At 54.7% G+C, this 13,982-nt stretch carries 11 protein-coding genes; all 11 read left to right on the forward strand.

Going from position 1 to position 13,982, the window contains the following annotated elements:
- The first annotated feature begins 115 nt into the window (after nucleotides 1-115).
- The 11 genes from Z042_RS10655 (at nucleotide 116) to Z042_RS10705 (ending at nucleotide 13,953) form a co-directional block, all read left to right on the forward strand.
- The gene (locus tag Z042_RS10655; RefSeq protein WP_024913172.1) at nucleotides 116-1,738 is read left to right on the forward strand and encodes an NAD+ synthase; all 1,623 of its coding nucleotides are present in this window, start codon (nucleotides 116-118) and stop codon (nucleotides 1,736-1,738) included.
- Nucleotides 1,739-1,751: 13 nt separating this feature from the next.
- A complete protein-coding gene (gene glnB / locus Z042_RS10660) occupies nucleotides 1,752-2,090 on the forward strand; it encodes a nitrogen regulatory protein P-II (protein ID WP_004847623.1) in 339 nt (112 codons plus the stop codon).
- 553 nt (nucleotides 2,091-2,643) lie between these two features.
- Complete coding sequence (locus tag Z042_RS10665) at nucleotides 2,644-3,567, forward strand: LysR family transcriptional regulator (protein WP_024913171.1); 924 nt, start codon at nucleotides 2,644-2,646, stop codon at nucleotides 3,565-3,567.
- A 112-nt stretch (nucleotides 3,568-3,679) separates the two neighbouring features.
- Nucleotides 3,680-5,143 carry a gamma-aminobutyraldehyde dehydrogenase gene (locus tag Z042_RS10670; protein WP_024913170.1) on the forward strand — a complete coding sequence of 488 codons (1,464 nt, stop codon included), beginning with the start codon at nucleotides 3,680-3,682 and terminating at the stop codon, nucleotides 5,141-5,143.
- A 58-nt stretch (nucleotides 5,144-5,201) separates the two neighbouring features.
- Nucleotides 5,202-6,353, forward strand: coding sequence for a putative ABC transporter substrate-binding protein YdcS (gene ydcS / locus Z042_RS10675; RefSeq protein WP_024913169.1), 1,152 nt, complete (start codon nucleotides 5,202-5,204; stop codon nucleotides 6,351-6,353).
- A 163-nt stretch (nucleotides 6,354-6,516) separates the two neighbouring features.
- The gene (locus tag Z042_RS10680; RefSeq protein WP_024913168.1) at nucleotides 6,517-7,545 is read left to right on the forward strand and encodes an ABC transporter ATP-binding protein; all 1,029 of its coding nucleotides are present in this window, start codon (nucleotides 6,517-6,519) and stop codon (nucleotides 7,543-7,545) included.
- Nucleotides 7,546-7,558: 13 nt separating this feature from the next.
- Nucleotides 7,559-8,491 carry an ABC transporter permease gene (locus Z042_RS10685; RefSeq protein WP_417903526.1) on the forward strand — a complete coding sequence of 311 codons (933 nt, stop codon included), beginning with the start codon at nucleotides 7,559-7,561 and terminating at the stop codon, nucleotides 8,489-8,491.
- On the forward strand, nucleotides 8,481-9,287 hold the full coding sequence (locus tag Z042_RS10690) for an ABC transporter permease (RefSeq protein ID WP_024913166.1): 807 nt from the start codon (nucleotides 8,481-8,483) through the stop codon (nucleotides 9,285-9,287). The genes Z042_RS10685 and Z042_RS10690 overlap by 11 nt, the downstream gene beginning before the upstream one ends.
- 49 nt (nucleotides 9,288-9,336) lie before the next feature.
- Complete coding sequence (gene patD / locus Z042_RS10695; RefSeq protein ID WP_024913165.1) at nucleotides 9,337-10,761, forward strand: aminobutyraldehyde dehydrogenase; 1,425 nt, start codon at nucleotides 9,337-9,339, stop codon at nucleotides 10,759-10,761.
- 109 nt (nucleotides 10,762-10,870) lie between these two features.
- Nucleotides 10,871-12,772, forward strand: coding sequence for an NAD(P)-binding protein (locus Z042_RS10700; protein ID WP_024913164.1), 1,902 nt, complete (start codon nucleotides 10,871-10,873; stop codon nucleotides 12,770-12,772).
- Nucleotides 12,769-13,953 carry a c-type cytochrome gene (locus Z042_RS10705; protein ID WP_024913163.1) on the forward strand — a complete coding sequence of 395 codons (1,185 nt, stop codon included), beginning with the start codon at nucleotides 12,769-12,771 and terminating at the stop codon, nucleotides 13,951-13,953. Before Z042_RS10700 ends, Z042_RS10705 begins: the two co-directional genes overlap by 4 nt.
- Nucleotides 13,954-13,982: the final 29 nt, after the last annotated feature.

Below are 13,982 nucleotides of genomic sequence, written 5' to 3' on the forward strand. Positions count from 1 at the left end.
TAGTGCGGGTTCTCAACAAATGAACCGGAAGAGTAGCTACCCAACCCTCTGCAACTTCATGTAATAAGGGTATAAACTCCGGTTTCTTTGTTGTGGCATGGCAGACCATAGAGATATGAACAGAGCACTTTCCATTGCGTTGGCCCAACTGAATCTGCTGGTGGGCGATATTGAAGGCAACACGGAACGCATGTTGCAAACTGTGCAAGAGCAACAGAAGGCGGGAGCCGACCTGGTGATGTTCACCGAACTGGCGCTGTCGGGGTATCCACCGGAAGACTTGCTGTATCGTGATGATTTCTATCTGCGTTGCGATACGCAACTCAAGCGCCTGCAACAGGCATCGGCCGATGTGGCGATTTTGGTAGGGCACCCGTGGCGTGAAGACGGCAAGCTGTATAACGCACTGTCGCTGTTTGCAGACGGGCAACTGTTGGCGCGTTATTTCAAGCAACAGTTGCCGAATTACGGCGTGTTTGACGAGAAACGCTACTTCCAGGCTGGGAATGCAAGCTGCGTGGTTGAACTAAAGGGTTATCGTCTTGGGCTGCTGATTTGTGAAGATCTGTGGTTCCCGGAACCTGTGGATGCCGCAAAGGCGGCAGGGGCCGAAATTCTGCTGTCGATCAATGCCTCGCCGTATAACCGTGAAAAACCTTATATCCGTAAAACCCTGATGGCGAGCCACTGTCAGCGCACTGGCCTGCCATTGGTGTATCTCAACCAGATCGGCGGGCAGGATGAGCTGATTTTCGACGGTTGTTCAAAAGTGTTTGATGCCGCAGGCAATATGACGCATCGCCTGGCGGCGTTTGCCGAGCAGGTTACGCAGTTGGTATTCAACGGGCTGGAGGTGGTGCCGATGACCGCTCCGGCGGCGGATCTGCCGCCATTGGCACAGGTGTACGAAGCGCTGGTGCTGGCGGTGCGTGACTATGTGACCAAGAACGGTTTCAAAGGCGCGGTGCTGGGCCTGTCTGGGGGGATTGATTCGGCGCTGACGTTGGCGATTGCCGTTGATGCGTTGGGTAAAGACAAGGTGCAGGCATTGATGATGCCGTTCCGCTACACGGCGGATATCAGTATTGCTGATGCTAAAGAAGAAGCTGAAATCCTCGGCGTTGAGTTTGATATTGTCTCAATTGAGCCCATGTTCGATGCTTTTATGAGCCAACTGTCCCCGATGTTTGTTGGCACAGCACGGGATACCACCGAAGAAAACCTCCAGGCGCGCTGCCGTGGTGTGGTGCTGATGGCGCTGTCTAACAAACGCAACAGTATCGTGTTGACCACCGGGAACAAGAGTGAGATGGCGGTAGGCTATGCCACGCTGTATGGTGATATGGCGGGGGGATTTGACGTATTGAAAGATGTGCCGAAGACGCTGGTCTTTAAACTGTCTGAATACCGTAATACCGTCTCGTATGTCATCCCGCAGCGGGTGATCGATCGCCCGCCATCGGCTGAACTGGCACCGGATCAGCTCGATCAGGACAGCCTGCCACCTTACGATATTTTGGATGCGATTCTGGAAGGTTATGTTGAGCGGGATAAATCGGTCAGCGATCTGGTTGCCGAGGGCTTCGAAGAGGCTATCGTGCGCAAGGTGATTCGCCTGGTGGATATCAACGAATACAAGCGCCGTCAGGCAGCCGTTGGGCCGCGCATTACTGCCCGTAACTTTGGTAAAGATCGCCGCTATCCGATTACATCCGGTTTTGGCCGTAAAAATTGGTAATTAAGGAATAAAAATGAAAAAAATCGACGCTATTATCAAGCCATTCAAACTGGATGATGTGCGTGAAGCGCTGGCTGAGGTGGGTATCACCGGGATGACCGTAACCGAAGTGAAAGGTTTTGGTCGCCAGAAAGGCCACACTGAACTGTATCGTGGCGCGGAATATATGGTCGACTTTCTGCCGAAGGTAAAAATCGAGATCGTGGTGGCTGACGATATCGTTGATACCTGTGTGGAAACCATTATGCAAACCGCACAAACGGGCAAAATCGGTGATGGTAAAATTTTTGTTTTCGACGTGGCGCGAGTGGTGCGTATCAGGACCGGCGAGCAAGACGAAGAAGCGATTTGAGATGTCTGGCTACCGAGCACTTCCAGCTTGAACTTGGGCAGTGCTCGGCCTCCTCGTGTACTGCGTGTACACTCCGGGGCACTGCGCGCTGGCCGCATTCAATCTGAATGCGCTCGCTACGCCCCGAACCTCAGAGAACGATGTCTGGCTACCGGGCATTTCCAGTTTGAACTTGGGCAGTGCTCGGCCTCCTCGTGTACTGCGTGTACACTCCGGGGCACTGCGCGCTGGCCGCATTCAATCTGAATGCGCTCGCTACGCCCCAAACTTCAGAGAACAATGTCTGGCTACCGGGCATTTCCAGCTTGAACTTGGGCAGTGCTCGGCCTCCTCGTGTACTGCGTGTACACTCCGGGGCACTGCGCGCTGGCCGTATTCAATCTGAATGCGCTCGCTACGCCCTGAACTTCAGAAAATAATGTCTGGCTTGAATAGTTCTTCATTATTTCCATTCTAAAAAAGCGAACGCTATCGCATTTTGTACACTTTCTTCGATAGCTTGCAGGTAAACACCTACACTCAAAACACCCCTTTTTTGACTGAGGCGATAGCCATGATGACGTTACGCCAAATCCGCCACTTCATCGCGGTGGCTGAAACGGGTTCAATTTCTGCTGCCGCGCAGGCGGTGTTTGTCTCACAGTCTTCGTTAACGTTGGCGATCCAGCAGTTGGAAACTGACATTGGTGTCAGGTTGTTCGAACGTCATGCTAAGGGGATGGATCTCACTCACCAAGGGCACCAGTTTCTGCGCCAGTCCTATCTGATTCTTGCCACGGTCGATAATGCCAAGCGCAGCCTGCAACTGGGCACAGAAAGCCTGAACGGTACGCTGACCCTCGGCGTTACCAGCCTGGTGGCCGGTTATTTTCTGGTGGAATTGCTCAAGCGTTTCAGAGCGGTTTATCCCAACGTTACGTTACAGGTGATCGAAGATGAGCGGCCATATATCGAACACTTGCTGGTGAGCGGTGAGATAGACATCGGGGTGCTGATTCTGTCAAACATTGAAGATCGCGATGCATTGCAAACCGAAGTGTTGATGCATTCACCTTATCGCCTGTGGTTGCCGCCGCTGCATGCTTTATTGGAGTACGAAAGCATCGGTTTAGCCGATGTGGCAAAACAGCCCTTAATTCAGCTTAACGTGGATGAAATGGATGTGCATGCTCAGCGGATCTGGGGGCGTGCTGGCCTCAAACCGGAGATTTCAATGAAGACTGCGTCCACCGAAGCAGTACGCAGCCTGGTGGCAACCGGGATGGGCATTGCCATTCTGCCGGATATGGTTTACCGCGCCTGGTCGTTGGAGGGCAATATGATCGAAGCGCGTAAGCTGGTGGATTTATTGGAGCCGCTGGATATTGGGTTAGCGTGGCGGCGTGGCAGTGCTCGGCCAGAATTAGTGGCGCCATTCCTCACTATTGCGCGTGAGAACAGCAAGATAAACGCGGCTGGTCTAAGGCATTCGATTTAATCGAAGGCTGCCTTCAGTATTTAGAATTTGTTGTCCGCTGTAGGCTCGCTTAGTCTGATAAAAACTAATTAATTACATTTAATTAACGTTTCCATCACATGGGCGATGCGTAATGGCAGATGTAGATTCTGTTTCAGGCTTGTCTTGTCAGCAATTCATTAATGGCCAGTGGGTTGCAGGTGAAGGGCATGATGAAAACATTGTGAACCCCGCCACCGGCGAAACACTGGTTACCCTTGCCGAGGCTTCTGCTGCGCAGGTTGGTAGCGCCGTCTTCGCTGCGCAACAGGCTTTCTTCCACTGGTCACGTACCACGCCCGCTTTTCGCGCAGGCATTCTGCTGCGTATCGCAGATGCCATTGAACAACAGGCTGAACGCCTGGCGCGGCTTGAAGCGCTCAATTGTGGCAAGCCTTTCCACCAGGCACTGAACGATGACTTGCCTGCGGCTGTCGATGTCTTTCGTTTTTTTGCGGGAGCGGTGCGGACCCAGCAAGGGCAATTAGCTGGTGAATATATCGAAGGCCATACCTCCATGATTCGCCGCGACCCGGTCGGCGTAGTGGCCTCCATTGCACCGTGGAATTATCCGTTGATGATGGCAGCCTGGAAAATTGCGCCTGCCTTGGCGGCGGGTAATACCGTGGTATTTAAACCTTCTGAACATACGCCATTGACCATTCTGGCGTTGGTGCCTGCTTTACAGGAAATCTTGCCGCCGGGCGTGCTGAATATCGTTTATGGCGGCGGTGAAGGGGTGGGTAGCCATCTGGTGAGCCATCCGCAGGTGCGGTTGGTTTCCGTGACCGGCGATATTGTTACCGGGCAGAAAATCCTACAGGCGGCGGTGAAAAGCGTAAAACGCACTCATCTGGAGTTAGGCGGTAAAGCGCCGGTGATAGTCTGTGATGATGCCGATCTGGCAGAAGTGGTCAGCAGCATCCGCACCTTCGGTTATTACAACGCCGGGCAGGATTGTACCGCCGCCTGCCGGATCTATGCGCAGGCAGGTATTTATCCGCAACTGGTGGAAGCGTTGGGCGAAGCGGTTGCCAGCCTGCGTTTTGCCCGCAAACGGGATGAAGACAATGAGATTGGCCCGTTGATCAGCAGCCGCCAGCGCGATCGCGTAGCCAGTTTTGTCGAACGCGCCCTCAGCCAGCCACATATCGAATTGATCACCGGTGCGGCAGCACATTCTGGCCCCGGTTTCTACTACCAACCCACTTTACTGGCGGGCTGCCTGCAAACGGATGAAATCGTGCAGCGTGAAGTGTTCGGCCCGGTGGTCAGCGTAACGCGCTTCGAGCAGTTGGAGCAGGCGGTGAACTGGGCTAATGATTCTGAATATGGTCTGGCTTCTTCGGTCTGGACGCAGAATATCGATCGCGCGCTGCATATCGCCGCGCATTTGCAGTACGGCAGTACCTGGATCAATACCCACTTTACCCTGGCAAGCGAAATGCCGCACGGCGGCCTGAAACGCTCCGGCTACGGTAAGGATCTCTCCAGTGACTCATTACAGGATTACAGCGTTGTCAGGCATGTGATGGCGAAGTTTAAATCGGCCTTCTAGCCATGAATATCATGAAAAATCAGTTATATCCAGATACGCAACTCAGGGGGTAATGACGATGAGAAAAGCAACCGCAGTCACCACAGTTTCCGCGCTCTGTATCACGGTTCTTTGCGGTCTGGCGCAGGCCGCTGAGGTGTCGCAGCCGCTTGGCAAAGGCGAAGGGCAGTTGGATATCATTGCCTGGCCCGGTTATATCGAACGCGGCCAGTCGGACAAAAATTACGATTGGGTTACTCAGTTCGAGAAACAAACCGGTTGTGCGGTGAACGTGAAAACAGCCGCTACTTCCGATGAAATGGTCAGCCTGATGGCGAAAGGCGGTTACGATCTGGTGACCGCATCGGGTGATGCATCACTGCGTTTGATCTTCGGCAAGCGCGTGCAACCGATCGATCCTGCCTTGATCCCCAACTGGAAAAACATCGACCCGCGTCTGCTGAACGGGCCTTGGTATACCGTGGCGGGCAAAACTTATGGCACCCCTTATCAGTGGGGGCCGAATTTGCTGATGTATAACAGTAAAACCTTCCCGACGCCGCCAGACAGTTGGGCCGTCGTCTTCCAGCAACAAAACCTGCCGGATGGCAAAACCAACCAAGGCCGGGTGCAGGCTTACGATGGCCCGATTTATATCGCTGATGCCGCGCTGTTCCTGAAAGCAACCCAGCCACAGTTGGGTATCACCGATCCGTACCAACTGAATGAAGAACAATATCAAGCGGTGCTCACGTTGCTGCGCAGCCAGCATGCGCTGATCCACCGTTATTGGCATGACACCTCGGTACAGATGAGCGATTTCAAAAATGAGGGCGTGGTGGCTTCGGGGGCCTGGCCGTATCAGGCCAACGCCCTTAAAGGTGAAGGCCAGCCGATTGCTACCGTATTCCCGAAAGAAGGCGTCACCGGCTGGGCAGATACCACCATGCTGCACGCAGAGGCCAGGCATCCAAGCTGTGCCTATCAGTGGATGAACTGGTCACTGGAACCGAAAGTTCAAGGGGATGTGGCTGCCTGGTTCGGTTCGCTGCCAGCGGTGCCAGCAGGCTGCAAAGCCAGTACGCTGCTCGGCGATAAAGGGTGTGAAACCAACGGGTTTAACCAGTTCGACAAGATTGCTTTTTGGAAAACCCCGCAGGCTGAAGGTGGCAAGTTTGTGCCATACAGCCGTTGGACGCAGGATTATATCGCCATTATGGGCGGCAGATAAAAGTGAATCCGTTGGGCTACCGCGCTTGGCATCTTGGGATTGGGCAGTGCTCGGCCTCCTCACGTACCCTTGTACGCTCGAGGCTTGTGTGCTGCCCATACCCACCTGCCTGCGCTCGCGACCAACTTTACTGAGTTAAGAGTATCAACGTGGAGCGTACATCATGAGCATTGCCGTACAGTTTATCGACGTTTCGCGCATTTTTGGCGATGTTCGTGCCGTTGACCGGGTTTCTGTTGACATTCAGGATGGCGAATTTTTCTCCATGCTCGGGCCTTCCGGCTCGGGCAAAACCACCTGCCTGCGTCTGATCGCGGGTTTTGAGCAACTGAGTTCCGGCTCAATCCGCATTCATGGGCAGGAGGCTGCCAACCTGCCGCCGTACCAGCGTGATGTGAATACCGTGTTTCAGGATTATGCGCTGTTCCCGCATATGTCAGTGTTGGAGAATGTGGCCTATGGGCTGATGGTGAAAGGTGTGCCTAAACGTGAGCGATTGGCGCGGGCGCAGCAGGCGCTGGAAAGCGTGGCACTGGGATTTGTGGCCGAACGCAAGCCAGCACATCTTTCCGGTGGTCAACGCCAACGTGTGGCACTGGCGCGTGCATTGGTCAACCGCCCACGGGTGCTGCTGTTGGATGAACCTTTAGGAGCGTTGGATCTGAAGCTGCGCGAACAGATGCAGGGAGAACTGAAAAAGCTGCAACGCCAACTGGGGATCACTTTTATCTTTGTTACTCACGATCAGAGCGAAGCGCTGTCGATGTCGGATCGCGTTGCCGTGTTCAATAATGGCCGTATTGAGCAGGTGGATACGCCACGTGAGTTGTATACGCGGCCAAGAACGCCGTTTGTTGCCGAGTTTGTCGGCACCTCCAACGTGTTGCGTAGCGATCTGGCGCAGCGGTTGCTGGGGCAAAATGCAACCTTCTCTATTCGCCCAGAGCATATCCGCCTGTTGGACCAAGGTGGTGCCACGCAGGGTGAGATTCAGGTGCAGGGTACTTTGCAGGAGATCCATTATCAGGGCGCGGCTACGCGTTATGAAATTGCCCTGAATAGCGGTGAAAAGTTGCTGGTCAGCCAGGCTAATCCACAGTGGCAAGCCGCCGAACAGCAGCGCCTGATCGGCCAGCCGGTTACCGCCTGCTGGGCGCGTGAGGCCATGGTGCCGCTGCTGGAGGAGAGGTGAGATGGAGATGAGCATGGAAAATCCGGCTGCACCAAGCAGTAAAATCCGCACGCTTTCCACCTATCTGTACCGCAAGCCGACGCTGTATCTGTTGCTGCTGCTGATGCCGCCGTTACTGTGGTTTGGCGTTGTGTATCTGGGTTCACTGTTGGCCCTGCTGTGGCAAGGATTCTACACCTTCGATGATTTCACCATGACGGTGACGCCGGATCTGACCTTCGCCAACCTGCGTGCGCTGTTTAACCCGGCTAACTACGACATCATCGTGCGCACGTTGACCATGGCGGTGCTGGTTTCGTTGGCCAGCGCAGTACTGGCATTCCCGATTGCTTATTACATGGCGCGTTACACCAGCGGTAAAGTGAAGGCGTTTTTTTATATCGCGGTGATGATGCCGATGTGGGCCAGCTATATCGTCAAAGCCTATGCCTGGACGCTGCTGTTGGCCAAAGACGGCGTGGCGCAGTGGTTCCTGCAACATATGGGGTTGGAGCCGTTGCTGGCGGGGATTTTGAGTATCCCCGGCGTGGGTGGCAACACGCTTTCCACCTCTGGTCTGGGGCGGTTCCTGGTGTTTGTTTATATCTGGTTGCCATTCATGATCCTGCCGATCCAGGCCGCTTTGGAACGCCTGCCACCTTCGCTGCTACATGCTTCTGCCGATCTGGGCGCCCGCCCGGCGCAGACGTTTCGCTATGTGATTCTGCCGTTGGCAGTGCCGGGGATTGCCGCTGGTTCGATTTTCACCTTTTCACTGACGCTGGGGGATTTTATCGTGCCGCAACTGGTGGGGCCACCGGGTTATTTCATCGGCAGCATGGTGTATGCCCAGCAAGGGGCGATCGGCAATATGCCGATGGCGGCGGCCTTTACCCTGGTGCCGATCGTACTGATTGCGATTTATCTTGCCATTGTTAAACGCTTGGGGGCCTTCGATGCACTCTGAACGCGCGCCGTTAGGGCTAAAGTTGGCCGCCTGGGGTGGCCTGATCTTTCTGCATTTCCCGCTGGCGATTATCGCCATCTACGCTTTCAACACCGAGGAGGCGGCATTCAGCTTCCCGCCGCAGGGCCTGACGCTGCGCTGGTTCAGCGTGGCCGCCGGGCGGCAGGATATTATTGATGCGGTATTGCTTTCGGCGCAGGTCGCCGGCCTGGCGACAGCCATTGCGCTGGTGCTGGGCACTTTGGCGGCTGCGGCGCTGTACCGCCGTGATTTCTTCGGTAAACAAAGCATTTCGCTGTTACTGCTGTTGCCGATTGCGTTGCCGGGAATTGTCACCGGTATCGCCTTGCTGGCGGCTTTCAAGGCGCTGAATATTGAACCGGGGATCATGACCATCGTCATCGGCCACGCCACCTTCTGCGTGGTGATCGTGTTCAACAACGTGATCGCCCGTTTCCGCCGCACTTCATACAGCTTGATCGAAGCTTCGATGGATCTGGGGGCCGACGGCTGGCAGACCTTCCGCTATGTCATTTTGCCTAACCTGGGTTCGGCGTTGCTGGCCGGGGGCATGTTGGCGTTTGCGCTGTCGTTCGACGAAATCATCGTTACTACCTTTACCGCTGGGCATGAACGCACGCTACCGCTGTGGCTGCTGAATCAGCTTGGCCGACCGCGTGACGTACCGATCACCAATGTGGTGGCGCTGTCGGTGATGGTGCTGACCATGATCCCGATACTGGGGGCTTATTATCTGACTAAAGGTGGGGAAAGCGTCGCGGGTAGCGGCAAATAGCTTAACCCCTTGTTGCTGAATTAGGTAAACATTGATAAAGGAAAATCCTATGCAAAGCCAACTGCTGATTAATGGCCAACTGGTTGCGGGCCAAGGTGAAAAGCTGCCGGTAGTGAACCCGGCAACGGGAGAGATCATTGTGCAGGTGGCCGAGGCCAGCGAACAACAAGTTGAACAGGCCGTAGTGGCGGCAGATGCTGCGTTTGTTGAATGGGGGCAAACTACGCCGAAAGAACGTGCCGAGCATTTGCTGAAATTGGCCGATGTCATTGACCAACATGCGGAAACCTTCGCCAAGTTAGAGTCTCTCAACTGCGGTAAACCTTATCACTGTGTACTGAATGATGAATTGCCTGCGGTTGCCGATGTTTTCCGTTTCTTTGCCGGTGCCAGCCGTTGTTTGGGCGGCCTGGCGGCGGGTGAATATCTGGCTGGACATACCTCAATGATTCGCCGCGATCCGTTGGGCGTTGTTGCCTCAATCGCCCCTTGGAATTATCCATTGATGATGGCGGCATGGAAGCTGGCACCGGCGCTGGCGGCAGGGAACTGTGTGGTACTTAAACCTTCCGAACAGACACCACTCACTACGTTCAAACTGGCGGAGTTGGCCGCAGGCATTTTTCCGCCGGGCGTGCTGAATGTGCTGTTTGGCCGCGGAGCCAGCGTGGGCGATATTCTGACGGGCCATGATAAAGTGCGCATGGTGTCGCTCACCGGCTCTATTGCTACCGGGGAACATATCATTGCCCATACAGCGGCAAGCATTAAGCGCACGCATATGGAACTGGGTGGCAAAGCCCCGGTACTGGTGTTTGATGATGCCGATCTGGATCAGGTGGTAGCGGGTATTCGCACCTTTGGTTTTTACAACGCCGGGCAGGATTGCACCGCAGCTTGCCGTATCTATGCGCAACGGGGTATTTATCCCCAGTTGGTGCAAGCGCTGGGTGAGGCGGTTGCCAGCTTGAAGATTGGGCCACCAGAAGACAGCAGCACTGAGCTGGGGCCGTTGATTACCTCACAGCATCTGGAGCGGGTGAGTGGTTTTGTTGAACGAGCCAAAGCGTTGCCGCATGTGCAGGTGGTAACCGGCGGTGAGAAGGTGAAGGGCCCTGGCTTCTATTTCCAGCCGACGTTGCTGGCCGATGTGCGGCAGGAAGATGAAATTGTTCAGCGTGAAGTTTTCGGGCCCGTGGTAACGGTGACACCGTTTGACGATGAAGCACAGGTTCTGGCCTGGGCTAACCAGTCCCATTACGGCCTGGCTTCCTCGCTGTGGACGCGTGACGTTGGCCGCGCCCATCGCCTGAGCGCCCGCTTGCAGTATGGTTGCACCTGGGTGAATACGCATTTTATGCTGATCAGTGAAATGCCGCACGGCGGGCAGAAGCTGTCTGGCTATGGCAAAGATATGTCGATGTACGGGCTGGAGGATTATACTGCTATTCGTCATGTGATGTTTAAGCATTGATATACCTGCTTTCCTGCCACTCGAATTATTTAGGGTATTCAGCACAAAATAATGTGGTTCTCAGGCCGGTCTTGATCGGCCTGATTAATGAAGATTTAAGGACGCTATGATGGCTATCACTCGTCGTGATTTTCTTAACGGAGTGGCGATCACCATTGCCGCCGGGTTAACGCCGATGCAGATTCTGCGCGCATCGCCACAGCTTGCCGATCAAACTCTCAATTATCCCCCAGCTTTGACGGGCCTGCGCGGTAATCATCCTGGTTCATTCGAACATGCACATCAATTGGGGCGCAGCGGTAAGGCTTTTGACTTTGCCAACGCACCCGTTGAGGAAGAATTTGACTTAGTGGTGGTAGGAGCCGGGCTCAGCGGTTTGGCTGCTGCCTGTTTCTGGCAGCAGATGAAGGGTAAACAGCAACGTATTTTATTGATTGATAACCATGACGATTTTGGCGGGCATGCCAAACGCAACGAATTCAGCAGCGAAAACGGCATGATTCTGGGTTATGGCGGCAGCGAGTCGTTACAGTCGCCGCGTGCCAACTTCAGCCCGGTGGCGCTAGGGTTGCTGCAAAAGCTGGGCGTCAGTATCGATAACCTGGAACAGGCATTCAATAAAACGTTCTACCCGGATCTGAATCTGAGCCGTGGTGTTTACTTTGATCGCAAGAATTTTGGCGTTGATAAAGTGGTGGGTGGCGATCCAGGCCGCCGGGTGGCGGATGATATCCCCCGTGATCGTCTCAATGGCCGTTCCTACCAGGATTTCATTGGTGATTTCCCATTATCGGAAAGCGATCGCCAAGCGTTGATTGCCCTGCATACCGCCGAAAAAGATTACTTGCCGGGGATGAGCCAGGAAGAAAAGGTCGCCTGGCTGGATAAGCACAGCTATAGCCAGTTTCTGCGTGAGAAAGTGGGCCTGAGCGAAATGGCGATTCGCTATTTCCAGCAGAGCACCAGCGATTTCCAGGCGGTTGGCATTGATGCCACTTCTTGTAGCGACGCCCGAATCTGTGATTTACCAGGGCTGAATGGCATGAATTTGCCACCGCTGGATGAAGAGTCACAGGCGGATCTTGACGAACCTTACGTGTTCCATTTCCCAGATGGTAACGCCACGCTGGCGCGCCTGATGGTACGCCATTTGATCCCGGCGGTTGCACCGGGGAAAGATATGCAGGATATCGTGATGGCACGGTTTGATTATAGCCAGCTCGATCGGCCTGAATCGCCGGTAAAACTGCGGCTGAGCAGTACTGGCCTGCATGTCGCTAATATCGGCGATAAGGTGGAAGTGGCCTATATCAACGGGGGGAAAGTGATTAAAGTGCGGGCCGGGCAAGTGGTGATGGCCGGTTACAACATGATGATCCCATATCTGATACCGGAAATGCCCCCGGCGCAGCAGGAAGCGCTGAAGCAGAACGTAAAATCCCCTCTGGTATACAGCAAAGTGGTGCTCCGTAACTGGCAGCCGTTTATCAAGCTGGGCGTGCATGAAGTGTATTCGCCGACAGCACCTTATTGCCGGGTCAAGCTGGACTATCCTGTGAACATGGGGGGATACCAACACCCGCGCGATCCGAATCAGCCGATTGGTTTGCATATGGTGTATGTTCCTACCTTGGCAGGTAGTGGCCTTAGCCCACGTGAACAGTCACGTAAGGGCAGAGCTTTGCTGTTGGGCACCCCTTTTGAGGTGTATGAGCAGATGATCCGTGAACAATTGCAGGGCATGTTGGGTGCCGCCGGGTTTGACCATCAGCGTGATATTCAGGCGATCACCGTTAACCGCTGGTCGCATGGTTATGCCTATTTTCTCAATGGTCTGTTCGATGATGAAGAAGAATCGCAGAAGATTATCGAAACAGCGCGGCAGCCGATAGGTAAAATCGTGATTGCCAATTCCGACTCTGACTGGAGCCCGTATGCCAATTCGGCTATCGATCAGGCATGGCGAGCGGTGAATGAGCTGGCTTATGGTAAAGCCAAGGAGGAGGTATGAACCTGCGCTTACTGTGCCTGATTGGGTGGTTGACGAGTGGGGCGGCGCTGGCAATGTCAGCAGGGGAATACGTTGCCAAAGCAGGGGATTGTGCTGCTTGCCATACCGCACCGGGTGGAAATACGCTGACTGGGGGAATGAAGTTTCCAACGCCGCTAGGGGATATCTACGCCACCAATATTACCTCGGATGTGCTGTACGGTATCGGGGCCTATACCTTCGAAGACTTTGATCGCGCGATGCGCCAAGGCATTGCCAAAGATGGCCACCGTTTATACCCGGCGATGCCTTATACCTCGTATGCCAAAATGAGCGCAGAGGACATGCGGGCCTTGTATGGCTATCTGATGCATGAAGTTCCGGCCCATCCCGTAGCTAACCGGGAAAGTGACATCAGTTGGCCGCTTTCCATGCGCTGGCCGTTAGCGGTATGGAGCGCATTATTCCATGAGGATCACCCTTATCAACCGGAGCAAGGGCAAAGTGCCGAATGGAATCGTGGCGCTTATCTGGTGCAAGGGCTGGGTCATTGTGGTAGCTGCCATACGCCACGGGGCTGGGCCATGCAGGAAAAGGGGTTGGACAGCAAAGCAGCAGAATTTTTGAGTGGTGCAGAATTGGATGGCTGGTATGCACCGGGGTTACGTGGGTTGCCGCCGGATGAGGTGGTGGCCTTGCTGAAAAGCGGGCGTAGCCAGCATGCTGCGGTGGCGGGGCCGATGAGCGATGTCGTGGTTCACAGTACCCAGTATCTCAGCGATGCTGACCTGAACAGTATTGCGGTCTATTTGCATAGCCTGACGGCGGTAATACCGAAAGCGAGTAACATCCCGCTGGCGGCGAGCCACAGTTTGGAAGCTGGCAAACAGACTTACGCGATGTATTGCTCAACCTGCCACGGGGACGAAGGCGAAGGCAGCGACTACGTTATTCCCGCGTTGATGGGGAACCGGGTGATTACGGCGGATAACCCATTGACTGCGCTACGGGTGGTACTGGAAGGTGCGCATACGCCTATCACACAGCAGACAATGGCGACCGTGATGCCAGGTTACGGCTGGAAACTGACCGATCGGCAAGCGGCCGATCTGATGAGCTATCTGCGTGGCAGTTGGGGCAATCAGGCGGCTCCGGTTACCGCGGAACAAGTGGAAGCCGCCCGTGCGTTGAAAAAGCAGTAAAATATCAGGGTACGGCTTTGCAGCGTACC

Source organism: Chania multitudinisentens RB-25 (genome assembly GCF_000520015.2).
GTDB lineage: Bacteria > Pseudomonadota > Gammaproteobacteria > Enterobacterales > Enterobacteriaceae > Chania > Chania multitudinisentens.

What these genes read in the sequence shown, in the direction of transcription:
- Z042_RS10705 (WP_024913163.1), top strand. Translation starts at nt 12,769, where the DNA reads ATGAACCTGCGCTTACTGTGCCTGATTGGGTGGTTGACGAGTGGGGCG.
- ydcS (WP_024913169.1), top strand. Translation starts at nt 5,202, where the DNA reads ATGAGAAAAGCAACCGCAGTCACCACAGTTTCCGCGCTCTGTATCACG.
- Z042_RS10670 (WP_024913170.1), top strand. Translation starts at nt 3,680, where the DNA reads ATGGCAGATGTAGATTCTGTTTCAGGCTTGTCTTGTCAGCAATTCATT.
- patD (WP_024913165.1), top strand. Translation starts at nt 9,337, where the DNA reads ATGCAAAGCCAACTGCTGATTAATGGCCAACTGGTTGCGGGCCAAGGT.
- Z042_RS10700 (WP_024913164.1), top strand. Translation starts at nt 10,871, where the DNA reads ATGGCTATCACTCGTCGTGATTTTCTTAACGGAGTGGCGATCACCATT.
- Z042_RS10685 (WP_417903526.1), top strand. Translation starts at nt 7,559, where the DNA reads ATGGAAAATCCGGCTGCACCAAGCAGTAAAATCCGCACGCTTTCCACC.
- Z042_RS10680 (WP_024913168.1), top strand. Translation starts at nt 6,517, where the DNA reads ATGAGCATTGCCGTACAGTTTATCGACGTTTCGCGCATTTTTGGCGAT.
- Z042_RS10665 (WP_024913171.1), top strand. Translation starts at nt 2,644, where the DNA reads ATGATGACGTTACGCCAAATCCGCCACTTCATCGCGGTGGCTGAAACG.
- Z042_RS10655 (WP_024913172.1), top strand. Translation starts at nt 116, where the DNA reads ATGAACAGAGCACTTTCCATTGCGTTGGCCCAACTGAATCTGCTGGTG.
- glnB (WP_004847623.1), top strand. Translation starts at nt 1,752, where the DNA reads ATGAAAAAAATCGACGCTATTATCAAGCCATTCAAACTGGATGATGTG.
- Z042_RS10690 (WP_024913166.1), top strand. Translation starts at nt 8,481, where the DNA reads ATGCACTCTGAACGCGCGCCGTTAGGGCTAAAGTTGGCCGCCTGGGGT.